Consider the following 24301-nt stretch of genomic DNA (forward strand, 5'->3'; position numbering starts at 1 on the left):
TGTCGAGCCGCGCTGACAACTCTGCCACCACAACCGACCAAGCCGCGGCGAGGCTCACCGCGAGTTTGACATAGGTCGCGCCCCGTAGGACTCCATAGTTACGGATCGATTGGGGAATACCATGCCTGACACGCATCCCGCATTTGCCTTTTATGAAAAGGTGCGAGTTAACTCACCCAACGAACGCAACCGGAGCGTGAATGGTGAACTGGGAGCCGTCCTCGGGAGAGTTGAGGATGAAGCAGGCGCGTGGCATTACACGGTGAGTTTGTATTCCACCAAAGTCTGCTGGGACTTTCGTGAGAGCGAGCTACTGCCAACCGGAGAACATGCGCAGCGAGAAGATTTCTATAGCGGTTCAACGATTCGTGTTGACGGCAATGGACGAATTGTGAATGACTCGTAGACCAAACAAAAAAAGCTCGCGAATCCGATGACTCGCGAGCCTTTAAGTTTCTTAATCGGTGTGCCATCTCGCGGAGCGAGATGACTACCTTGGTTTAGTACATGTCGTGGTCGCCGCCGTGACCCTTCTTGCCGTGCTCGTGCTTCGGCTTTTCGGCGATCAGGGCATCGCTGGTGAGGAGCAACGTCGCGACGCTGGCTGCGTTCGCCAAAGCGGTGCGAGTTACCTTCGTCGGGTCGATCACGCCAGCCTTGACCAGGTCTTCGTAGACATTGGTCAGAGCGTTGTAACCTTGATTGCCCTTGCTCTCGATGACGCGTTCGCACACGATGCCGCCGTCTTGGCCGGCGTTGGTGGCGATCATGGTCAGCGGAGCGCGGCAAGCACGGACGACGATGTTGTAACCAACGATTTCGTCATCGGCCATTCCTTCAGCAGGCTTCACTTGCGAAGCGGCACGCAGCAGAGCCACGCCACCACCAGGCAGAATGCCTTCTTGCACTGCAGCGCGGGTGGCATGCAGGGCGTCTTCAACGCGAGCCTTCTTTTCCTTGACTTCGCTTTCGGTCGCACCGCCCACGTTGACCTTGGCAACACCACCCGAGAGCTTGGCCAGGCGTTCTTCCAGCTTTTCGCGATCGTAATCGCTGGTGCTGTTGGCGATTTCGCGGCGGATCTGCTCGATGCGAGCCTTGATCTCTTCGCTCTTGCCGGCACCTTCGATGATCGTCGTGTTGTCCTTGTCGATGATCACCTTCTTGGCGCGACCGAGGTCGGTCAGCGGCAGGTTCTCGAGCTTCACGCCGAGAGCTTCGAACACGGCAGTACCACCGGTGAGGATGGCTACGTCTTCGAGCATTGCCTTACGACGATCGCCGTAACCAGGAGCCTTCACAGCGGCCACTTGGAACGTGCCACGCAGGCGGTTGATGACCAGCGTCGCGAGGGCTTCCCCTTCGACATCTTCGGCAATGATCAGCAGCGGACGGCTTTGTTGCACAACGCCTTCCAGCACCGGAATCAATTCCTTGATGTTCGTGAGCTTCTTCTCGTAGACGAGAATGTAGGGGTTTTCGAGCACGGCAGTCATCGTGTTCGAATCGGTCACGAAGTAAGGCGAGAGGTAACCGCGATCGAATTGCATACCCTCGACCCATTCGGTCTCGGTCTGCAGGCTCTTCCCTTCGTCGACGGTGATGACGCCGTCCTTACCGACCTTTTCCATCGCATCAGCGAGGAGCTTGCCGATTTCGCGATCGTTGTTGGCGGCGATCGAGGCCACGTTGGCCATCTCGCTCTTTTCCTTGATCTTGATCGAAGCCTTTTGCAGCTTCTCGGTGATGTCGGCGACAGCCTTCTCGATGCCGATCTTCAATTGCACTGGATTCACACCAGCGACGACGGCCTTGAGGCCTTCGTTGAAGATGGCTTCGGCCAGCACGGTGGCGGTGGTGGTGCCGTCGCCGGCGACGTCGCTGGTCTTGCTCGCGACTTCGCGAACCATGCGAGCGCCCATGTTCTCGTAGACGTCTTCCAGGTCAATTTCCTTGGCGACAGTCACGCCGTCCTTAGTGACGGTCGGGCTGCCAAAGCTCTTCTGCAGAATGACGTTCCGGCCCTTGGGGCCGAGCGTCGTCTTCACAGCTTTGGCCAGCTTGGAAACACCGCGGCGAATGGCTTCGCGGGCTTCCTGATCGAAAGCGATAATCTTAGGCATTGTTGTTAGCTCCAAAAATCGATGTGTAAGCTGAGGGAACGCTCTCGACCATCAACCGGCACCGCCAAAGCGGGCCAGGATCGCGACGAGCAGGTATTCGGAAAGAACTAGTCTTCGAGAACGGCCAGGATGTCTTCTTCGCGCATCAGCAGCAGTTCGTCGTCGCCGATCTTGAAGTTTTCACCGGCCCAGCTGGTGAAGATCACGCGGTCGCCGACCTTGACTTGCAGTTGGCCACGGGTGCCATTTTCGAGCAGCTTGCCGTTGCCGACGCTGACGATCGTGCCACGTTGGGGCTTTTCCTTGGCGGCGTCGGGCAGCAAGATGCCGCCAGCGGTTCGCTCTTCGCTAGCTTCGCGCTCGACCACCACGCGGTCGCCCAGAGGTTGCAACTTCAATTGGGCAGGGGCCTTTTTCTTGTCTTTGGTCGCGGTCGCCATGTCTCAAATTCCTCCGGGAAAACAAACGGTATAGCTGAGAATGACGGCCCGCCCAGCGGGAAAGGTGCTGGACAGACTGTCAGAATATCGCGGTAAGCGGTTAGTTGGGCCGATAGAAGCAAGCCGCGCGCCAGAGCCAAAAAGATTGCCGTAAACCGTTTTCTACAAGGCTTTTGTGCTAGATGCGGTATTCGGTCCCTGAAGCCAATCCGTCGAAACTGGCAGTTCACCTCTCCGGCACTTTCCCGCCGCTGTCAGATTGGCAGCAGCCGGTATCTCTGCACCGTTTCCTCGGTTTCCGTCCCACTGATTCCCTTGCCTCGCCCCTGCCGGGCAAGTTTCCGGAAGTTTCCATAATTCCAATTTGTGTTTGTTGCTTAACACCTTTATCCGTAGACGCTTGCTCTAAATCGCTGATAATCGAGTTTCCGTCATTCCGGAAGTTTCCGCCGCTTCCTTGCCCGCTCGCGATGGTTTTTCCCCTGTTTTTCGCGGTGACCGCTCGATGTTTCCGGAAATTTCCATAATTCCAACGATGCATTGTTCGTAAGGTGTTTCCTTGTAATGCCTTACGACAATTCACCCAAAAACTGATTTCCATTATCCGGCATTTCGGCAACTCTCCGATTACCCCCTCGGCTCGCCTTGCGAGGATCCAGCTTCGCTAGCTTTCGGCAACGTGCTTCCTCCAGCCGCGCGCAGCCTCCCCCAAACTTCGCCCGAAGTATTTGCAAAGTCTATATCAGGCGTTGACTAGTCTGGTCACGTCGCACTGAGATTTTCCAACCACTTGGAAGTTGCCAGAAGGTAAGAAATTGCGGTTGAGCCGATAGCTTTGCTCAAAAAAACGACCGCCAGCTGCAATCATGCTCAACCCCTACGAATCGCCGCTGTATGCGCACCAAAGAGAAGACGTGCGCCTGAGTCCGAGCCGGAACGACGAACCGCCTCTATGGTGGATCCATCATTCCCGGACCCGAGCCACAGCCTTGCTGCTGTCTGCCAGTGGCGCTCTCGGGGCACCGATTGCCGCGATCTTCCCACTTCTTTGGCCAGGCTTTCTACTTTGGTTTGGCTGGTTGGGCATCGCTGCCGGTTCACGCACCATCGATCAGCCGCTGTTCTGGTTCTTCAGCTTTACTTGGCACGTGATTCAGTTGGTGGCGGCGGGCCTGTTTACCATCTTCTTCTGGGAGATCGCAAGGAATGACTGGGTTTGGCACTACTGGCTGGGCCATTCTCTCCTCGCGGTGGTTCTTTCCGCAGTTTTGGCCGCCAGGCGTAACTCACCGCAGGAAAACGGGCACTGAACAGCCGTAACCAACCGGCAGCGAATAACTAAACCCCCTTCTTCGGCCTCGGCACGCGCGAGCCCCCCTTGCCGCCGCGTCGTTTGCCGCGCGACTGTGGGCCCTCGATTTTGACGTCGCTCACTTTTTCGCCAATCGAGTCCTGCATCTGCGTGATTCGATCGCGCAAGACTGCGGCCCGCTCAAACTCCATCGCCTCGGCAGCTGCCATCATTTCGGCTTCGAGCTCGTTGAGATATTCCTGAGTCACGATTTCCGCTTCGTCGGTCCGACCGATCGCTTCGTTGGCCTTGCGATGGGCCGAAACGGCTTCTTCGATACCCTGCCGAATGTTCTTCTTCACCGTCTCGGGGGTGATGCCATGCTCCAGGTTATACGCTTCCTGAATCTCGCGCCGGCGACGCGTCTCGTCGATCGCCAGCCGCATCGATTCGGTCATCTTATCGGCATACAGAATGACCTTCGCATTCACGTTACGAGCTGCGCGGCCAATCGTTTGAATCAGGGACGTCTCGCTGCGGAGAAAGCCCTCCTTGTCCGCATCGAGAATCGCGACTAGCGAAACTTCGGGCAAGTCGAGACCTTCGCGGAGCAGATTCACACCCACCAGGCAATCGAAATGTCCCTGCCGCAGATCGCGAAGCAGTTCCACCCGCTCGAAGGCATCGAGTTCGCTGTGCAGCCACTTGCACGCTACCTTTTGCTCCACGAGATAGGCGGACAAGTCTTCTGCCAGGCGTTTCGTAAGCGCCGTGACCAGCACCCGCTCGCCGGCCGCTGCTCGCTCGCGAACCTGTTCGAGTAGATGGGGGACCTGCCCGCGGGCGGGCTGAATTTCGACAATCGGATCGAGCAGACCCGTCGGGCGAATGATTTGTTCGACCACTTCACCACCGGTCGCGTTCAGTTCGTAATCGTTGGGTGTGGCCGAAACGAACACGACCTGATTAATCTTTTGTTCCCATTCCTCAAACTTCATGGGCCGATTGTCGAGCGCGCTGGGCAAGCGAAAGCCGTGCTCGACCAAGGTCGATTTGCGCGCGCGGTCGCCGTTGTACATCGCCCGAATCTGGGGAATCGTCACGTGCGACTCGTCGATGATTAGCAGATAGTCCTTGGGAAAGAACTCATAGAGCGTGTCCGGTGTCGAACCCGGTGGCCGACCCGAGAGGGGCCGGCTGTAGTTCTCGATGCCCGGGCAATGTCCCACTTCCTGCAGCATTTCGAGATCGAACCGTGTTCGCGCGCTTAACCGTTGAGCTTCGAGCAGTTTTCCTTGCTCGCGCAACTGATTCAGCCGTTCGTCGAGTTCCAGCTTGATCGCATCGATAGCCGCTGCGATGCGATCTTCGGCCATCACAAAGTGCTTGGCCGGATAAATCACCAGCTGCGAGTGCTGCGAAATGGTCTCGCCACTGGTGGGATTAATGATCGACAGCTTCTCGACTTCGTCCCCCCAGAACTCAATGCGGTAGGCGTATTCCTCGTACGAAGGCCAGACTTCCACGCAATCGCCGCGGACACGAATCTTGCAGCGCTCGAACGAAATGTCGTTCCGGTCGTATTGAATATCGACCAGCTTCTTCAGCATCTCGTCCCGGTCGATCACCTGGCCGACTGTCAGCCCGACCATCATCGCCTTGTAATCCTGGGGCGAACCCAAGCCGTAAATGCACGACACGCTGGCGACGATAATCACGTCTTCGCGACTCACCAGCGAACTGGTAGTGGCCAGTCGCAACCGGTCGAGTTCCTGATTGATCGAAGCGTCTTTTTCGATGTAGATATCGCGCTGCGGAATGTACGCTTCGGGCTGATAGTAGTCGTAATAGCTGACGAAGTAATGAACGGCGTTGTTGGGAAAGAACTCTTTGAATTCGCCGTACAACTGCGCGGCCAGCGTCTTGTTATGCGAAATGACGAGTGTCGGCCGTTGAATATTCTCGATGACGTTCGCCATTGTGAACGTCTTGCCCGACCCCGTCACACCCATCAGGACTTGCGACCGCCTGCCTGCTTTCAAACCGTTCGTAAGTGCTTCGATGGCTGCCGGCTGATCGCCGGCGGGTTCATAAGGGCGATGAATGCGAAAACCCACGCTGGCCGAACCTTTCTGGAGAGGCAAACGCTGCCAAGATGCTTCTGACAACTCTCGTTCGTGGCCGCTTTCGCCTGGCAAGAGTGCGGTGCGCGCCATCACATAACATATCGCGAAATGGGTTGGCGCGGATAGGCGGGACCGCGAATGGATGAGCGCCAGAACCATGCGGAGCTGTCCTTCAGTGTGCCACAAGTTGAGGGGCTCGTTCCGCACGAGATACCCGGTTGGCGTTCTCCGCACGCGGCATCTGTGCGATTCCGCTCACCACTTTCTGCCCAGCGCGTGCTTGGCAGTCGCAAATGCGTTTTGTTGCGGGCGGGAATGCAAGCACAGACGATTCCTCGAGCTTGGCATCAAGGTTGCAAGCTGATTGGTCTCGCTCGCTGCCATCATTGCTTCCGGGGCCAGACAATGGGACGTTGTGGCGCGGGTCAGCAACGCTGTGGCATGGATTAGCGCGGAGGAAAATCCGGCGGCCATCGCAGCGGCGCAGGTTTCTCGTTGGGAGTGAGACATGAACAGTCAAGCGAAAGTTCAATTTCCCGAGGCCCTGCTCGATCCCACGATCTACCCCCAGAAAACAGCCCATATCGAGTTGAAAGAGACGCACATCTCCTGGATCCTGCTCGCTGGAGAGGTCGTTTATAAATGCAAAAAACCGGTGAAAATGGACTTTCTCGACTTTAGTACCCTGGAGCAGCGCAAGTGGGCCTGCGCAGAAGAGGTGCGCTTGAACAAGCGTTTAGCGCCCGACACTTATCTGGGTGTGGTGCCGGTTACCTGCACTGAGGGGAAAATTTCGATTGGTGGAACCGGAACTCCTATCGAGTGGTTGGTGCAGATGCGCCGCCTGCCTCTGCCAGAGACCTTAGACCAAAAGTTTTGGCAAGGGACGCTTCACCGCTTCGATATCGAACGATTGGCGGCTGTACTCGCCAGGTTTTATGCAAGTCTGAGTCCAGCCCCGATGACGGCTGAGGAGTATCGGGCTCGCTTCACGAGTCACGTGCAACACAATCGTGAGGAGCTACTCCGAGTTTCACACCACTTACCGGCAGATCTGGTGAAGCGGATCCATGCCTGCCAACTTCAGTTGTTGCAGTTGCAGCCGGAACTGTTCGACGAGCGAGTCGCGAACGGCTGTGTGGTTGAGGGGCACGGAGACCTGAGACCGGAGCACATCTGTTTGACGGAGCCACCAGTAATCTTCGATTGCATCGAATTCAGCTGTGAATTCCGCACGCTTGACGTGGCAGACGAACTGGCCTTCTTTGTGTCGGAATGCGACCATCTCGGTGCCGCGTGGGTGGGTACCGCGTTGCTGGAAGATCTGTCTCGGCTGCGAGCAGATTCGTGTCCCCAGCGTCTCTTTAATTTCTATAAATCGTACCGCGCTTGCGTGCGCGCGAAGGTTGCCGCTCTCCGTGCCGACCAATTGCCGGGGACCGAGCAAGAGGCAGTCTCCCGTCAGGCCCGTAACTATCTGCAGCAGGCCGAACGATATTTGCTTGCAGCAGAATCCCCCCTGTTGTTGGTGGTGGGCGGTTTGCCGGGAACTGGAAAATCGACTCTGGCCTTCCAACTGGGAACCGATTTAGGGGCGGAAGTATTACGGACCGACGCGATTCGGCAAGAGCTCTTCGACGAACATTCGCCGCAGGCTCTCGATACCGGCATCTATCAGCAGGCGGCGCGAGATCAGGTTTATGGCCAGTTGTTGCAGCGGGCGAAGAAACTGCTGCAACAGGGCTGCTCGGTGGTCTTGGACGGAACCTTTAACGACACTGCAACTCTCGGTGCCGCGCTGCAGTTGGCGCACACTGCCAAAGCTCGCTTTCTGGCCGTGGAATGCACTTGCCCGCCCCCGATTGCCAAGGAGCGAATCGTCAGTCGCCTCGATGCTGGCCAGGACGCCTCGCGAGCAACGACGGCCGTTTATGACAAGCAGCAGCGTGACTGGTTGCGGTGGCCGACAGAAATCCCTCAGTGCGCGGTTGATACCATTCAATCGCTCGCGCTGCAGTTACAACAGGTCTATCAAGGCGTTCGTGCGGCCGAACATCAAGCAGCTTCTGTTGCAAGGTAGTCGTCTGCGAGTTGCATGAAATGCCGAACGTGCACCGTCAATCGCTTGAACGCGCCGGCTCGATCGGGTCCGATGGCGAGTGCCAGCTGGTGCGCTGGCGAAGGCTTAAGTTGGGCGAATTGCCACGCTTCGACGCTGCGCATCAACGTCGGCTCTTCGCGCGTCATCAAGGTGAACGACAACGTCGCTGGTGCCACCGAAAATCCGCTACCGCGAGCTTTAAGGAAGGCTTCTTTCAACGTCCAAAACTCGAAGAACGGATCTTGGTCACGGGCCGCTTGCAGTTGTGCTCGTTCGGCAAGTTCAGCGGGAGATAAGGCAAACCGGGCTAAAGAATCTGGAACCTGGCGGTTCACATATTCGACGTCAATTCCCACTTCGCGGTCCGAAGCCACGGCGAGCGCGGTGAGACCGGTCGTATGCGACAAGCTAAACCGCAGGTCGGTCCCTGTTGCGGGAGATGAGATGACGGGTCGACCTTGAGACTCGATTCGAAATCGCCAATCCGGCGGCGCAATCGGCAGGTAACGCGAAAGTGCTGTTCGTTGCAGCGTCTTGCCGCGCAAATATCGCTCGCGGTCTGCGGGCAAGCGGTATCGCCGCCAGCGCTGCCGTTCGTCGGCGGTGAGCCAACCTTCACAGTTCGCTGGCAACTCGCACGCATCCGGCAACAGCCACACGTGCACTTCGTGCGCGAGTGAGTCAAGCAAGCTGGACGGCGAACCGGCAATCATCTCATCATCCTTATTCGCCCGCCAACATCGCTTGCAAGTTGGCTTCGTACCGGGCGATCAGGGCAGCGCGATCTTCCGCAGTGAAGTAATTGGGGTCCGTGTTCCAGGTCAAATTAAGTCGGGTTTGATTGCCAGTGACGAGCAGCCCGACTCGCGTCCCCGGGCGCAGCGGAGTCACGCCGGTAAATGCTTCCAGGATCAAATTGCCGAAAACGGGTTTTCCTTTGAACTTGGGCAACCGCGAGAGGAAGCGACGGCTGGGATCGCCGGGATTCGAGAACACGGCGGTGGCGGTTGATTGACAGGCCGATGTCATCCACTGCAGCAGGCCCAAGGAGTGGACCACGGCAATCGCATCCAAAAACGTCCTGCCAAGCAGGTTCTTCTTGACCAGGCCAAGCTGGCGCACAATCTCCGGCAGCAGGGCGACGGGCGAGTTGCACTCGTCCGGCCTGCGATCGAGGAAGGCAAACCCCAACAAGTTGCAGGCCGGAGTTTCTTGATGCTTCAGGCCGCGCAGATTTGTGGGAACCAATACCCGCAACCATTTTCCCGGTCCGGGATGTAAGGCATTCCATTGAGCCAGCGTCTGATAGAAGACTGCCAGCAGTGCTTCGTTGGCCGTTGCTCCGTGCGCAGTGCTCCACGTACGGAGTTCAGCTGCCTGATTCTCATCCAAGACGCGCTCTTCGACATTGGGAAAAAGCGCTGGGGCTGGTTTGTCTTTCGTGTGTTGTGATGGCTGTAAGATGATTGGTCTGCGATTGAAGAACTGGTTGGTTTGGATTGCCAAAAACCGGATGACTCGCCACAGCGAGGGACGAGGGCCAGCAGGTCGCTCGATCTTCAGCCGATACTCGAGTGTGGCGGGCTCGATGGGGCGTAGTTCGTGCCCGACACCGCGCTCCAGTTCCCGGGCATAGGCCGTGACCAGGTCGCCGACAAACTGACAAGAACCGACGCCGTCGACGCACGCGTGGTGAATCTGCATGACGACCCGGGTTAGCCCCTGCCACTGGCCAACCCAAGTTCGAATGCCCGGTTCGTTGCGAAGATCGATGGTGTTCAAACTGGCGGTATCCAGCGGCCATTCTCCATCGACCCACTTTACGACCGGGGCCACCGTTTGATCGATTTGCCAGGTGCTGCGTCCACGGCTAGTGGTTTGCAATCGTGCCGAAAGGAACGGAGTCCGCGCCACTGCGACTGCCATTGCACGCTCAAAAGCCGGGCGATCCACCTGTCCGGTTAGCGTTGCCATCGACAGAAAAGTAAGCGGGTAATCTGCCCGCTGATCGGCGACGAAGTAATGCTCAATTGGCGCCAACGTCAACGCTTGCCCGGCCAACAGCGGCGAAATAGAGTGCTGGAGCAGGTCGGTCTCGGCAGGTTGTACACTCATGTTGCGCTCTTAAACTCGAATCGATGAGCCGCCATCCACGGTCAGGGTAGCACCTTGAATTTGATCGCTGCGCGCACTGGCGAGAAACATGACAGTGTCGGCCACATCGCTGGGTGCCAGCAGTTTTTCCCCCGTCAGGCTCCGAGCGCGACGTCCCTCCAGCAGTCTTTCGGCATTGGGCAGGAGTCGCGCGGAATCGGTATCAACCAGACCCGATAGCACGACGTTCAAATTCACACCGCGCGGCCCCAGTTCGAGTGTCAGATGGCGGACGAGGCTTTCTAACGCCGCTTTCGAACTGCCGATTAAACCGTACTTGGGGAGCGCGAACTTCGAACCGGCGCTCGACAGCGCAATTACTTTGCTGCGGGGCGCGATTCCTTTGCCTCCTGGTCGTTCGAGCAAATGCATGCCGGCCTGCACCAGGTGGAGTAAGCTGCGGACGTTAATTCGCATTGCATTGTCGAAGGCCTTGGGACTCGCTTCGAGCAATTGCTTGAAGCCGCCGGTTGCCGCGTTGCTGACGACGACATCCAGGCTGCCCAGTTCTTCCTCGATAATTTCCATCAGCGAGCGGACATCATCCTCTTCGCTGACGTCGGCCTTCACGACCAGTGCCTTGCGGCCCAGAGCTTGAATCTGTTCCGCAGTTTCTTCCGCATTGGAACGACTCGAAACGTAGTTCACCACAACATCGGCTCCGGCTTCTGCCAGGCGAATGGCGCACGCTCGGCCGATGCCGCGCGATGCTCCGGTGACGAGCGCTGTATATCCGTGTAAATCGATCATGCCAAAACTCTTAAGGAAATGAATACGTTTTTGTTCACAGCCGGCTAGACTACTTCAGTCGCTGACTGAGGCTAATTCCTCTGTAGTCAGTCACTTGCAAGATGACGGCGGCGTCACCGCCAATGACTTGAAAATCGAATCTCTGCAAGCCATCTTCTGAACCGCGGTAACGAAAGCGGAGCTTCAACTGCTCGCCAGCGTCTGGGAGACTGCCTAGTTGGAGGCAACCGATCGAGTGAGGAACGTCAATGCGTTTTTCGAACATCCAGAACGAAAAGCTGCCGCAGGCAAACAGGCACGCGTCCAGAATTGCCGCTGGTGTCCTGGCACCGCGCGTCCCGCGCGCACCAAGCAGTGCTCCCAGATCCTCAGCCTGCAGCGAACCAAAGCCACCATCGTACTGAGAGAAATAGCTCTTCAACCGGCGGAACGGCGCGCCGTGATAGATCGGGCTAAAGTCGACATATTGAGCAGGCAACAACCCCAGCGGGGGCTCGTGGTCGGGCCACGCCTGGAGTGGTGCGGCACTCTCGGCAAACTCAGCTTCGGCGGCAGCGATCACGCGATCTTTTTGCAGCGTGCGCCCTTTGCGATCGAGCAGATCGACGGTCAGCTGACAACTATAGCGATCATGTTCCTTCGTAACCGTCACGCGGGCTTCGCGAGTTTGATCTTCGGGCACGGCAAGCCCATTGACGAGCGCGAGATTACGAATGGCTGTGGCAGGACGTCCCGCAAAGAGTTCGGCCGCCTGCAGCATCGTTTCGAGCGAGATGACTGCTGGCAGGAAGGGCTTGCCGTACAGCCGATGATGCCACAAAAACGGATCACGGGCTGGGCAGAACTCGACCCGCGCCGCGAGCGATGCTCCATTCACCTGGCTTTCAATCCGATCAAGCATCGGCGGGAGCGATGGTTGCACTTCCGTTTGTGGAGCACCGCTGGTAGAGACGCTGAGTGGCGGCGTCTCTTCGGCATCTGCTTGTTCCGCCAAACGGGCCGCTACTTTGCCATTCGGTTCGCAAAATGCGATCTGCGCGCTGGGCAGTCCCCGCTCAAATTCATCGATGAGATGCGCAGCCCCTTCCTCAGGAGACATAAACTTGGCGCCCATCTTTTCCAGGGCCAAGCGGCTTTCCGGGCGCGCCGCCATGCCGGTCCCATCGAAGGCCGACCAATGTACGCCCAGAGCCAGGCATCCTGGCCGCTCGTGCCGAATTCGCTCCATCAAGTTGCACAGCAGGTAATTGGCCATCGCGTAGTCGGCCTGTCCTGGACCACCGACCAGGCCGCTCACGGAGCCAAAGCCCAGAAAGAACTCGACAGGGTCGTTCCGGGTTGCGTCGAGCAAGCCAAGTGCGCCGTCGATCTTGATGTTCAGAGTCGCTACGATGGACTCCCACTTCTTGCGAGCGAATTGACTGGCAGCTTCGATGCCTGCGCCGTGCACGATGCCCGTGATTGGGCCATCGGTGTGGCGAATCTTATCGATCGTCGCCGTGAGCTGCGAAACATCTGCAACGTCGCATTGGTGGTAACTGGCCGCAACGCCAGCTGCCTGCATTGCCAACAGGTTTCGTTGAATTTCCAGCCCGCGCTCGAGCTTGCTCCACGCCTTCGCAGGGACAGCACCGGCGGCGCGCGCTTCGGTGAGAATCTTTACCTTGAGTTGGTTTAGACCGGCAGCATCAAGCTCGAGCCAAGCTGGATCGACTTGCGGCTGCGGACTCGAACCAAGTAAGTGCAAACGGCTGCCGTACCGCGCGGCCAGCTCTCGGACGGTGACAGATGTTACGCCGCGGGCACCACCCGTCACCACCCAGACTCCACCGCGCGTTGGAGCTTTGGTCGCCAGAGAGGAAGCCGCTTCGCGAACAATGCGCAGTACGTGTCGCTCGTCGTCGCGATAGGCAACTTCTGCGCTCCGGTCACCACTTGCTAGTTCACGCAACAATTGGATCGCGATCCGCTGAGGATCTTCGTGCGCGGGGGAGTCGACAATCTTGGCTCGGAACGAATTAATGCCCGCGTATCGCAATTCGGACGTCAGGCTCTTGATCATGCCTGCGGTAGCGGCCCCTTCGAAAGCGGGCGCGGCCGTGAGTCCGCAATTGCCGCCCAATGAAACAGCGGCGGCCAGGGTGCACTGCTCTAGCAACTTTTGCTCAGTTGTGAGCTGGTGCCAACGCTGAGCAACAGCAAAGGGAGCCAACATTCCGGCCTGTTTACGAGTTTGCCAGGCAGCGTGTCGCAAGTCACAGCGTGCCGGCGTGTCCCAGCCTTGCATGAGAAACAGATGCGGAACGGACTGGGCTGCGCACTCGGCTTCGACCCGCGCGATGATTTCGGGAAGGGGCTGCGACGCATCGAGAATGACCGAGTCGACCTTCTCCTGACGCAGCTGCCGCGCTAAGGCGCGAGAAGCCAGATTGTCGCCCAGGATGAGCGCGCTGCCGTGCCACTGAGCGCGAGGGCCGGGCTCAAGGGGTGCCGGGACGAGCTTCAAGACATAACGGTGTCCAACTCGCGCTGACTCCGCGGGCAGTTGGCTGAGATGCTGCGACGAGCTTGCGATTTTCGTCTCTGGCAACGCAAGGTCCGCAGCACTCCAAGCAGATTGGCGATGGCATTCAGCCGGCAATTTCGACTTCGATATGGTGCGCGACTCAACCCGACGAGCGTTAAGCAGCAGCAGGCGGCCAGCCGGCAATTCCGCCAGCAGCTGATCACTGACTCCTCCGCCCTTCCAGAAGTTGCGCAGCGACGCGGACTCATCACTTCCGCCCAGGACAATGCTGTCCTCAATGACTGACTTCGTCCAGCTGCCAGCTTGCTGAGTGAGGACTCCGATCTGCTCCCCAACCAGATCGGCAACAAGGAAGCTCCACCCTGACGGCAACTGTTGCGACTGTAGCAAAGACTGAGCCTGAGCGAAGCTGTCTGCTTCGGTCAAAACCTTGCGGAGCAACACGGCACCAGAGACGTAGTTGTCGGTCTCGAATTCAGGTGAAGTCGCGTCACTCGTCGACGAGGCAAGGCAGACCATCGCCAGACCGTGAGAAGAAACACCGGCACGAGCACCCAGTTGTCCTGGCAGACCGAAGAGCGTGACGGTACGACCGGCGCATGTCCTCTGCACGGCTTGAAACTCGCTCGTTTCGGGCGAATCAAACGAATGGGCGTTCTCCGCCAAAAGTAGACGAACCCCAGCGCCCGGTTCGATCTTGGCTCCCACCATCGTCGTAGGCTGGAAAGCGTCGTTGACTAGATTAAACGCAATCACGAGCTGAAGTGGCACGCCTAAGCCTTCCGCCAGGCCTCGCAGTTCTTCGACTCCGTTTCGCCCCAGCCACTTCGCCGCTTGTTCCACACGTCGAGCACGCGAGACCAACTCTTGGTCAGACGAGGGCATCGCTGACCAGCTCTTTAGCAACTCCTTCAGTTCGTCTCCACAAGCGTTTGCCTGTTGAAGTCCCATTTCGAATGGTGTGCCGGCGAGGCAAAGCAGGCGACGCGCGCGGTTACTGCCACTCGCAGGTTGCGGCAGGACGGCGGGAAAAACGGGCGCTCGGCGATAGACCAAGGCTTCGCGCGTGGTTGATCGGAAGTTCTCTCGAGCCAGCGGGTCGTTCCAGGGCTGAACATCAGGTGCGACCGGCGCAGGGGTCGATGCCGTTGGCGCGACCGGTTCTAATTCCGCAACTTCGACCGGTGACGCGCTCGCAACCGCAACGGCCGCCGCAGGAGGTTCGTCGCTGGTCTCTTCCAGTTGGGTGGCCGCGGGGCTGCCAACCGAGTGATGACTGCGGACACCGCGCCGCGGCAGGTTGCGGAGAAATTCGACGATATGCCGCAACGTGGGAAACTGGTCGAGGGTCAAGTTGTTGGTATTTACCGACGTCACTTCGAAGTGATCGTTCAGTTCGCCGAACAGCTGCGCCTTCTTAATGCTATCGATGCCGAGGTCTGCTTCCAGGTCGGCATCGAGTTCCACGAAGTCCTGAGGATAACCCGTTTGATCGACGACGAACTGAATCAGAAACTGCTCCAAGTCGGTCGCGTTCTCGGTTGGATTTGCCAACGTTACGGCACTTGGTTCTTCAGTCAGTACTTGTTCAACAGGAGCGTTAAGTGCCGTCACCGCGGGGAGTGATTGAATCGGTAATGCATGTTCTGCTACGGTCGGTTTAGAATCTGCCGCAATCGGAACGACGATGGCTGTTGTTGGTTGAACTGTTGCGGGCTCAAATGCTTTGACCGGTTCCGAAACGGGCTGCGAGGTTCCTTGTGTCGTTCTTTGTAGAAACTCTGCAATGTGCCGCAGTGTGGGGAATTGGTCCAGCGTGAGCGTGCTGATGGTGGAGGCTGGGATTTGGAACTGATCGTTCAGTTCGCCGAACAGCTGCGCCTTCTTGATGCTGTCGATGCCCAAATCGGCTTCCAGATCGGCGTCGAGTTCCACAAACTCGGGTGGATAGCCGGTTTGATCCACCACGAAATTAACGAGGTACTGCTCCATGTCCGCGACCGATGTGCTGGGCGCTGCTGCGACCGCCACCGGAGCAGCTTGTGGCTGGGCTACCGGCAAGACGTCTGGAAGTGTGTCTGGCAACAGATCGCGCGGCGCGAGGATTGGTTCGACGACCGAAGTCGTTGCTTTGGGCGCATGCTGCGGAGCCGCGGCAGTTGGTTGACCATGAGCAGCTGAATGTCCATTCGACTTTGTTGCCGCAGCCGGTGAGTGACTAGCGTCGCCATTTGCCGAAGGAGACGAGTGCGATTGCTTGAGCTTTTCCTTGCGACGCAGAGTCGCGTCGAAATGAACAATGGGAAACTGTGCATTCGCGGTTCCCTGCTCCACGTTCGTCTGTTTCAAAGTGCGGCTGGCAACTTCACGTGACACTGAGGCCAGCTCCTTTCCGCCGAGGCATTCCCACAAGGCCTGCACGCGCAGCAGCGACTCCCCTCCGGGTTGCTTGGGATTGTCAGTAGCAATCGTTCGAACCTGCATTGCGCCTAGCGTCGGCAGAATGGCTCGGTGCAAGCCGGTCAACACCTGTTTGGGGCCAACTTCAATCAGCAGAGTCACGCCGTCGTCGGTTAGCCTGCGAATTAGTTCTGGGTAGCGAACTGGCTCAGTCAGTTGATCGACCAGATTATCGAGAATGACCTCGGGGTCGGCTTCAAAGCGATTTGAGACACTGCTGAGGAGTGGAATACGGGCAGGATGCAAGCGCTCGCGCCGCACAGCCGACCGAAACGCCGGCTTGGCATCGGCAATGAGGGGCGTGTGAAAGGCGCGCGGGACGTTCAATCGCTTAACGAGAGCGCCGCCACTGACTAAAGCAGCTTCGAGTTGCTCGAGTGCTTCGAGCGTGCCCCCCATGATTGTTTGGGCAGGTGCGTTGTAATTGGCAATGTAGGCGGGCAATCGTTGCTCGCGCAAGGTGCGCTCAATCTCTGCCACCGGCGCTGAGGTTGAAAGCATGCCGGACGGACCAGAGCGACTAGCTTCGATGGCGCGGCACCGCGATTGGGTCAATCGAACCGCTTGTTCAAAGCTCATCGCGCCGGCCGCAACCAGTGCGGGATACTCGCCATAACTGTGTCCGCAGACAATATCCGGCTTAATTCCACTTGCCGTCAGGGTGCGATACAGAATCGTATCCGCCGCCAGAATGCTGATTTGTGTCGAGAACACATCCTGCCCGAGCCCCGCGTCCTCTTGCCAGGCCAACTGAGCAAACGGAACGCAACCAAGCTTGGCGAGCGAAGTTTCGATCTCTTGCTGAGCTTCACGGGCGACCGCGTTGTGTTCAATAAGGTTCTGCAGCATGCCTGTGTACTGCGAACCTTGGCCGGCAAAGACAAATGCCGTTCTTAACTGCTCATTTCCTGGCGAGGCAATGAAAATGCCTTGCTCCATCAGCGGCAACGCCAACTCGGTCTGCTGGAAGTGTTTGATGGCCAGCTCCAGCTTGCGTTGTAACTCGGCGACGTTGGCTGCGACGAACACCGCGCGGGCAGCATCTCCCTCATTGAACTGATAGTTCAGCAACGGTCGCCAGGCGTTTGGCAGATCGATAGACAGTTGCTTCAGCCGCGCGAGCAAGGCTTCCGGGCTTGCGGCACCGACGCGCAACAACGACGGTAAGGTGGCCACTTCTGGAGTTGCTAATTGAATCATGGTTGGCACAGACATCGGAGTAGAAGGCGTTGGTATCTCAGGTGCGTTAGTTACGACACGTGGTTCGGGTGTTGCTTCATCGCATTTGTCAACATGGCGTGTGACAGGCGCCGGAGTTCCATATTCGAGAATCGCGTGCATGGCGAAGCCGCGATCGGTGAGAGTTGCCACTCCTGCCAAACGCGAGCCGACCTGGATTGTTGACGGCAGCGATTGAAGCTTCTGCGAGGCCGAAAGTGCTGCGTGCGGTCCAGTCAACAACGGATGCGAGTCCGTGTGGCCGAGAGTCGGCAAGGCTTCCCCCTGCTCAATCGACAGACTAGCGCGCATGAGCGCCACAATTCCTTGGGCACTACACAACGAACCGAACTGGGGAACGCCGGACGATAAGTGCAATGGTGAAACGCGCGATTTGTGGCTGAAAGCAGCCTGTAGACCCGTCAAATCGGCCAGCACCCGTTTGGCGTCGCCCGAACCGGCAACTTCGACGGTCGCGATTTCTGCCGGAAGCACTTTTGCCTGATTGCAAGCTTGCTGTGCTGCCTTTGCAACTGCATCACTCAGCGCCTGGGTAGAGGCCGCGTGGCCGATCCCTCGGACAATGCCGAATGCTTGGTTACCGTCGCGCAGCGCAGCGCTACTGCGCTGCAACAACCAAACCCCTGCACCCTCACCGAGCGCACAGCCGTCCGTGGATTTGCTAAAGGGAGATTTCGGATCCGACTTCGACAAGTACCCACTTAAGGATGTTGCTTCGAAATCAACCAGATCGAGTCCGCGATAGCCGACAGCACAGATTACGTAGTCGTTGACGCCTGACTCGAGCAAGTTGCGGGCAATGGCCAAAGCCGCCAGTGCGGATGCATCCCCCGCATCGATGGCGACGGCGCCGCCATTCAAGTCAAAGTGTTTCGAGATGCGCGAGGCGAGCGTGCTGCTGGTAAAACTGCCTGTTTCATCAAGAATGTTGGGAAACGCATCGAGCAGTCGCTTGCCAATCAGTGGCAGGAGTTGGGCCTGAAGGTGGGCCGGCACATTCTGTTCGGCGAACAATCGCTTGACCGTGCGTTCCATCTCGGGAATGCGAACCGAGGCAGTCAGGGCTGCGGCAAATTCGCCGCCGAAACCACCCCCCACGACGACCGCTGTTCGCGCGCTGCGCAGCTTCGCAGGATCGAGCTTGGCTTCGCCGAGGGCCTGTTCCACGCAGTCGAGCAACATGAATTGCAGCGGCGAACTGGTTGCCAGTTGCTTGGGCGGAATCTTGTGCTTGCGCCAATCGTAGTTCCAGTCGCGGATGAAACCGCCGCGGGCAGACACCACGCGATGGGGGCGTCGTTCATGCGGATCGACAAAGTGTTCGGCAATCCAACGTTCGGCGGGGGGCGCGCTCTTGGGATCTTGGGCAGATCGAACCAGTTGCCGCAGACTTTCGAGGGAAAACGCGCCCGGCAGCACTACGCCTCGTCCAATGATGGCGAGTCCAGCATCCGGCGAGCGCTGGCCATTGGCTGCACACTGGCAATCTTTGCCGTTAGTGGCAGACAACAACGTGGGCTGCGAAATCTGTTTTGGCTGCGCCGCTCGCGGTGGCGCTTCATCGACAATTACGTGCACATTCAACCCACCAATGCCAAAAGCATTCACGCCGGCACGTCGCAAGCCTCCCGCGGGGCGTGGCCAAGGTTGTTCTTCGCTTGAGACCCGTACCGGCAATTGATCCCAAGGAATGGACTCGCTGAGCTTGTTAGTCGGCGTCACCGGAAATACTTCATGTTGCATGGCAAGCAGCAACTTGATGAGTCCCGCCATGCCCGCCGATTCCAGCGTGTGGCCGATATTCGCCTTCACTCCGCCGATCGGAATTTTGCGACCAGCAGGCACATGTGGTTGAAAAAATTCCCGCAGCGCTTCAAGTTCGGTTGCATCGCCAACTTGAGTGGCAGTGGCGTGGCATTCCACATACTGGGTAAGGGCTGGATCGTGCCACGTGCCATAAGCACGCTGCATCGCGAGTACTTGTCCTTCTTTCCGGGGTGCCCACAGACTCTTCCCCTTCCCATCGCTCGAGATGCCGATGCCGGAGATCACGCCGAGGATTTTGTCGCCATCGGCTTGAGCGCGCGGCAATGTCTTGAGGAGTGCCACCGTGTAACCGTCGGATGGCACCATTCCATCTGCGCGGGCGTCGAATGGGTACGAACCATAAGCGCTGCAAGTTTGCGCTTGGCAAAAAAGCACCAGGACGTCGGAACGAATCTGCGAAGCACCGCCGACAATGGCCATGTCGACCTCGCCCCGATCGAGTGCAAGAGCACCGAGCGCCAGCGAGAACAACGACGACGCGCAGGCCGCATCGATGGCCAGTTGCGGGCCTTCGAGTCCGAAGATCTCGGCAATCGTGGCGGGCAGGTGACCCGAGCCAACAAAGGGCTGAGGGCCAACGGTTCGGGCGCGGCGACTAGCACGAGTATTCGCGATTAAATCAGCGAAGACGCGCTGTTGCGCTGCCGGCGAAAGTTGCTCGAAGCCAGGTGTGTTGCGGACGACGTGGGCAGCCTGCTCGATTTTGGTCGAGAAGGTCAAGTCGGTGGCAATTACGGTTGCTTTGGCATGGCCGACATAGACTCCCACATTCTTGGTCGGCAAATGGAAAGGGTCGTAGCCGGCATGTCGAAAGGCGCTGGCCACCGTGTCGGCATAGGTCAGATGCGCTGGTTCCGACCGTGCACGGAGGGAGTCGGATATCCGGCAGGTTCTGGGATCGGGATCGACGACCGGCACGATGCCAGCCAAGGTCGTATACGCTTTACCGCGGACGCCCTTGTCGGGATGAAAGTACAACTCGCGTTCCAGAAAACTCTCTGGAACCTGGCCGTAACCGACCGACTTCGTACGGATCAAATTCCAATACTCGTCCAGGTTCGCTGCGCCGGGCAAGCGGGCAGCCATCCCGACGATCGCAATGGGAGTTTGAGGCAATTTAGCGCTAGTCATGGTCTCGACGTCTTACTGGAGATGCGGGCTTGGCACGACTAACCTACGTGCGCCAGAATCAATTGCTGCAGCCAAGCGGACCACCCCGAGTCGGGCTGGTGCTGGCTTTCAATCCAGACCTGGCCCGCCGAAATGGCTTGTTGACTTGTAACTTGACCCGTTGCGATTCCTCGCCAGGTGTCACTGGCAAGTCGGACTGTCACGCCCTGGCAATTGGGTTCCGCGTTGAGAGTTGTGCGGAAGTTAGTGAGAGGCAATTGCCAAGCTGTGCCGTGAGTACCGATCAATTCCACGGTAACCAAGGCTCGATCATCGGTAGCTGAACTTGTCGCAATTTCGGTTGGCAGAAATCCGTTTGCGGCAGGAGGGACCGGCAAACCGCCGAGCGCCCCCATGCCAAACCGCGTTGACATCGCGACTTCGCACAACCGAACTAACTGCGCGACGTCAAGTTTAGGACACCGTAGGCCAAGAGTAAACGCTTGCGTGTTGGACGAATCGAAGTCTGGATCGTCGCGCCAGTAGCTGCGATACATATCGAGCTGCGTTTTCAGGAACTGCTCGATTGAATCGACAGACTGGTTTGCCGAGGTAGGGCGCGTGTTGCTGGCGGCCACATCCGCCGCGCGCATGATTGCGGTCGCCCAGGCTTCCCACAGGGTTAGCATGGTCGTGGCGGTGGGATGAGTCAGGTGAAAAGTTCGGCCCGTCGAACGGGCATTCGTAATAATTCTGACTGCTGCCTGCGAGACCCAATCGACGGGGACAAAATTCTTCCGATCGGTTCCGGAAAGTTGAAAACGTTCCAAGATGTCTGGGCTCAGGTCGTTAACGCCTTGCTTGATTAAAGTGCAAATGAGTTGCAGCGGCGCATAGAAGCCGTGATACGTGCTTGTGAAACCAGATTGGGAGTCACCGACAATAATGGACGGTCGTAAGACCGTAACAGAATCGAGAAACGATGCGGCGCGCACCATTTTCTCGCTCTCGATTTTGCTCCGTTCGTATTCATTGGCAGGCGTTTGACCAACATCGAACTCGTCTTCCCAGAAGCGCCCGCAGTTGAGGCCAAACACATAAGCCGTCGAGATATGACAAAAGCGGCGCAGCGCAAGTTGGTGGCAAAGCTCGAGCAGATTGCGAGTCCCTTCCACATTCGTGCGATAGGGTTCGCCGTTGGATTCTGCAGTGAACGATAAACTTGCAGCGCTATGCAGCACCCCAGTAACGTTGCGCTTTAGCCACTGCTGATCGGCGACGGTCAGCCCCAAATCGGGCTCCGTCAACTCGCCAGTGAGAATCACTGGCCGCGGCAACCGATAGCCCAATTCGTTTTCCCAACGAGGAAAGAGCGCTTCGATCCGCTGTTGCGGCGTGCGATGCCGAGAGGACCGCGTCAAGACACAGACTCGCTCTCCTCGCAGCAGCAAGTCGCGCAGCAGGTACTGTCCAAGCAGTCCCGTCGCTCCGGTTAATAACCAATATGCCATGGTGCCGCGATTCCGAGTCGCATCTGAGCCGAGCCGGGCGGTCAGAGGCGTACATAGATGCCAATCAAGGTGAGAAATTCAGCGTAATTCGACGAATTGCAAAGTAAAGCCGCAGGTGATTGTGCGGCTCTTCTCCAGCGTTTCGCGAACCGTGCGCAGCGACAAAGCACCCCTAAACGAGCGGGGTTGCGATCGCCAGCTTCAATGAGAGAGTCGGCCGCGTGATGAACCGGCGCTACCGGTGGCTTAGCCGGCTTTGCCCGCGAAGGAATCAAGGAGGGGTGCACGAACTGACAGTGAACGCGCTAGTCTGCGCCGTCACTCTTTGGCGCGAAGCGAACGCCAAACTGAAGCGTCGTGCTAGTTTTCCGCTTTATTCCGGATAATTGCCGCGCGCAAAAAACAAAGCATTCATACTTATACTAAACGCCCAAGGACCGGACAAAAACAAACAACCAAACTCAGCGGGAGTGTTTAATCCTTTATTCCTTGGTTTTTTTCTTTCCCTGGTTCTTCTTTTTCGGCGTGTCGCCGCCGGCGTTGGTTTTCACCGCGCCGTCGAGTTCTTTCGGTCGCGCGCCTGTGAACTGGTCGAGGACTGTTTGTAACTTCGCTGCGGCGGTCTTGGCCTCGCCGGTAAGCGTCTTCACGTCCACGGGGCTGGCTTCGAACGGATCGGTTTGCAGGTCAAAGAACATTCCGCCGCGGTACAACTTGTAGTGACGATCGAACGCGCACTCTCGCACGGCCTGATCGCCCCCCTGGCGAGGCGAATACCAAGTGTATAGCCACTCGCGCGGCCGGCCAACTTCACCATGCAACTGCGGCAGAAAGCTGACGCCGTCGATCTGCTCGGGAGTCGTGACCCCGCCAGCGGCGCAAATTGTCGGCAGGATATCGGTGCTGCTGATCAGGTTGTCGTTGACAGCCGGCTTTTTGATTTGGGCCGGCCAACTGACGATCAGCGGCACGTGCGTGCCGCGCTCGTTCATCGAGCCTTTGCCGCCTCGATAATTCTGGCCTTGAAAACGACTGGTGATGGCACTGCTGGTGCCATTGTCTCCCAGAAAGATGACCAGCGTGTTTTCGCGAAGCTTCAATTCGTCGAGTTTTGCGAGCAAGCGGCCGACCATTTTGTCCATGTAGGCGACCATGTCGGCGAAGTATTTCGGATTCTGCATCGCCTTCTCGCCCATTGTCTTCGGATCCCAGTCGGCGCTATCAGGTGTCGGTTGAAATGGGTCGTGCGTGAGCGCCATTGGGTAGTACAGCAGAAACGGGTGGTCCTTGTGCCGCGTGACAAAGTCGAGCGCGAAATCATTAACGAGCGTCGGACCATACTCACCGTTCCGAAAGTCTTTCTCGACTCCGTTGTATTCCAGACCCGGATTGGCATAGCGGGGCGGCCGACGTGTGTGCTGCCAGAGACACGATTCATCGAAACCGAAGTGTTGAGGAGAGTCGACCTCGCGACCGAGTTGCCACTTGCCGCAGATGCCTGTGGCATAGCCACCCTTTTTTAACAGTTGCGCGAATGTGGTCTCTTGGCGTGGCAGCGTGCCGAAATTGAGGTAATTACGAATGTTGTACTGCCCGGTCATCAACTGCACGCGGGTGGGCGTACACAATGGCTGCACGTGACAATGCGTAAAGCGGACTCCCCCCCCAGCCAATTTGTCTAGATGCGGCGTTTTATACGATTCACTTCCATTCGCTCCCACGCACTCAAAACCGAAATCGTCCGCCATGATCAGGATAATATTCGGTCCACGCTTGGAAATCGGACTTTCATCGGCAAAAAGCGGACAGAGTGCGGTGCAGAACGCGGCGATGGCAATGGCCGGTGCAGTTAATTTGTGTAGTAATCGCATAAATATCCCGGAGAAGAGCAGGCTGCATTGTCAGCGGTAAACGCACATATCTGCGCGTTTACGAACCGCGTCAGTATCGTGGCAGGAAAATGCACGGTCAAGAAAGACAATGGGAGCAACTCACGGCAATCGCATCTTAATTCTCGGTAAAAGGTGCGGAGTATTCCTTCGAGGGTGTCGGTGGAGACGCAGGCGCGGTAGCGTTTGCCGCGGAGATTATCTTTGAGCTACGTGTCCACTTGCAAGATGGACACTGCCAAGCGTCGCAACATGGCGGAAGTCTGCGGCGCCTGGCGCTGGCGGATGGCGTCCTCTGCAAAAGTTACATCCAACACCCAGTGCAAGCTGCTCTCGATCGACCAGTGGCGGCGAATCGCCGCGGCTGTTAAGATTTGGGTGGAGCGCGCTAAGAAAGTATCAACAGCGACCGCGGAGCTGCCGGCGCTCGCTGGGTGCGGCGTGCTGTCTAGCGAGTGGAGAAAAAGTTTTAATTCCTTACAGCGAAATGCTTTCACTACAAAACACGGCCGTCCGGATTGCGTGGTACTCTAGCGGCCGGGAAAAGGTCGATATAATGAGCGGCAGCAGCCGAGTTCTGCACCTTGCGTGCGGGAACGGGGGACCCAGTTTTGCTGGAACGCGAAGTTCGCATTCCAGCTGGGGGCGCAGGTTGATTCGACGTTGAATCCACCAGGGTACTTTCAAGCCCTAGCCCGACAGCTAACCTCGTAGGCGGATTGGCAACTCGTGTTGCTGATCCACAATTTGAGA

The 24301-nt window shown here is 57.8% G+C and carries 12 protein-coding genes and 1 riboswitch; of the genes, 3 read left to right on the forward strand and 9 right to left on the reverse strand.

Annotation, left to right across the window (positions count from 1 at the left end; translation table 11 throughout):
* Positions 1 to 121: 121 nt before the first annotated feature.
* Positions 122 to 406 (forward strand): Imm31 family immunity protein, encoded by a 285-nt coding sequence (gene imm31 / locus ETAA8_RS14940; RefSeq protein WP_145089608.1) that lies wholly within the window; start codon positions 122 to 124, stop codon positions 404 to 406.
* A 94-nt stretch (positions 407 to 500) separates the two neighbouring features.
* Here imm31 and groL read toward each other — a convergent pair whose 3' ends face one another.
* Together groL and ETAA8_RS14950 are read right to left on the reverse strand one after the other, a co-directional pair.
* Entirely contained in the window at positions 501 to 2123 is a 1623-nt protein-coding gene (gene groL / locus ETAA8_RS14945) for a chaperonin GroEL (RefSeq protein WP_145089610.1), read from the reverse strand.
* A 107-nt stretch (positions 2124 to 2230) separates the two neighbouring features.
* Positions 2231 to 2563 carry a co-chaperone GroES gene (locus ETAA8_RS14950; RefSeq protein WP_145089613.1) on the reverse strand — a complete coding sequence of 111 codons (333 nt, stop codon included), beginning with the start codon at positions 2561 to 2563 and terminating at the stop codon, positions 2231 to 2233.
* A gap of 866 nt (positions 2564 to 3429) precedes the next feature.
* Here ETAA8_RS14950 and ETAA8_RS14955 point away from each other — a divergent pair.
* Positions 3430 to 3873: a hypothetical protein gene (locus ETAA8_RS14955; RefSeq protein ID WP_145089616.1), complete on the forward strand. Its 444-nt coding sequence runs from the start codon at positions 3430 to 3432 to the stop codon at positions 3871 to 3873.
* Between the two features lie 28 nt (positions 3874 to 3901).
* On the opposite strand, the gene uvrB is transcribed toward ETAA8_RS14955, so the two are convergent.
* The gene (gene uvrB, locus ETAA8_RS14960; protein ID WP_449224063.1) at positions 3902 to 6022 is read right to left on the reverse strand and encodes an excinuclease ABC subunit UvrB; all 2121 of its coding nucleotides are present in this window, start codon (positions 6020 to 6022) and stop codon (positions 3902 to 3904) included.
* 466 nt (positions 6023 to 6488) lie between these two features.
* On the opposite strand from uvrB, the gene ETAA8_RS14965 reads away from it, so the two are divergent.
* Complete coding sequence (locus ETAA8_RS14965) at positions 6489 to 8060, forward strand: bifunctional aminoglycoside phosphotransferase/ATP-binding protein (RefSeq protein WP_145089621.1); 1572 nt, start codon at positions 6489 to 6491, stop codon at positions 8058 to 8060.
* Here the strand turns inward: ETAA8_RS14965 and ETAA8_RS14970 are convergent.
* The 6 genes from ETAA8_RS14970 to ETAA8_RS14995 form a co-directional block, all read right to left on the reverse strand.
* Positions 8036 to 8794 carry a 4'-phosphopantetheinyl transferase family protein gene (locus tag ETAA8_RS14970; protein ID WP_145089624.1) on the reverse strand — a complete coding sequence of 253 codons (759 nt, stop codon included), beginning with the start codon at positions 8792 to 8794 and terminating at the stop codon, positions 8036 to 8038. The genes ETAA8_RS14965 and ETAA8_RS14970 overlap by 25 nt on opposite strands.
* A gap of 10 nt (positions 8795 to 8804) precedes the next feature.
* Positions 8805 to 10196 (reverse strand): hypothetical protein, encoded by a 1392-nt coding sequence (locus ETAA8_RS14975; RefSeq protein WP_145089627.1) that lies wholly within the window; start codon positions 10194 to 10196, stop codon positions 8805 to 8807.
* 9 nt (positions 10197 to 10205) lie between these two features.
* The gene (locus ETAA8_RS14980; protein WP_145089630.1) at positions 10206 to 10985 is read right to left on the reverse strand and encodes an SDR family oxidoreductase; all 780 of its coding nucleotides are present in this window, start codon (positions 10983 to 10985) and stop codon (positions 10206 to 10208) included.
* Between the two features lie 49 nt (positions 10986 to 11034).
* Complete coding sequence (locus ETAA8_RS14985) at positions 11035 to 20169, reverse strand: type I polyketide synthase (RefSeq protein ID WP_145089633.1); 9135 nt, start codon at positions 20167 to 20169, stop codon at positions 11035 to 11037.
* 38 nt (positions 20170 to 20207) lie between these two features.
* The gene (locus tag ETAA8_RS14990; protein ID WP_145089636.1) at positions 20208 to 21659 is read right to left on the reverse strand and encodes an SDR family oxidoreductase; all 1452 of its coding nucleotides are present in this window, start codon (positions 21657 to 21659) and stop codon (positions 20208 to 20210) included.
* A 482-nt stretch (positions 21660 to 22141) separates the two neighbouring features.
* The gene (locus ETAA8_RS14995) at positions 22142 to 23530 is read right to left on the reverse strand and encodes a sulfatase-like hydrolase/transferase (protein WP_145089639.1); all 1389 of its coding nucleotides are present in this window, start codon (positions 23528 to 23530) and stop codon (positions 22142 to 22144) included.
* A 576-nt stretch (positions 23531 to 24106) separates the two neighbouring features.
* Positions 24107 to 24280: riboswitch (cyclic di-AMP (ydaO/yuaA leader) on the forward strand.
* Positions 24281 to 24301: the final 21 nt, after the last annotated feature.

This window comes from Anatilimnocola aggregata (genome assembly GCF_007747655.1).
GTDB lineage: Bacteria > Planctomycetota > Planctomycetia > Pirellulales > Pirellulaceae > Anatilimnocola > Anatilimnocola aggregata.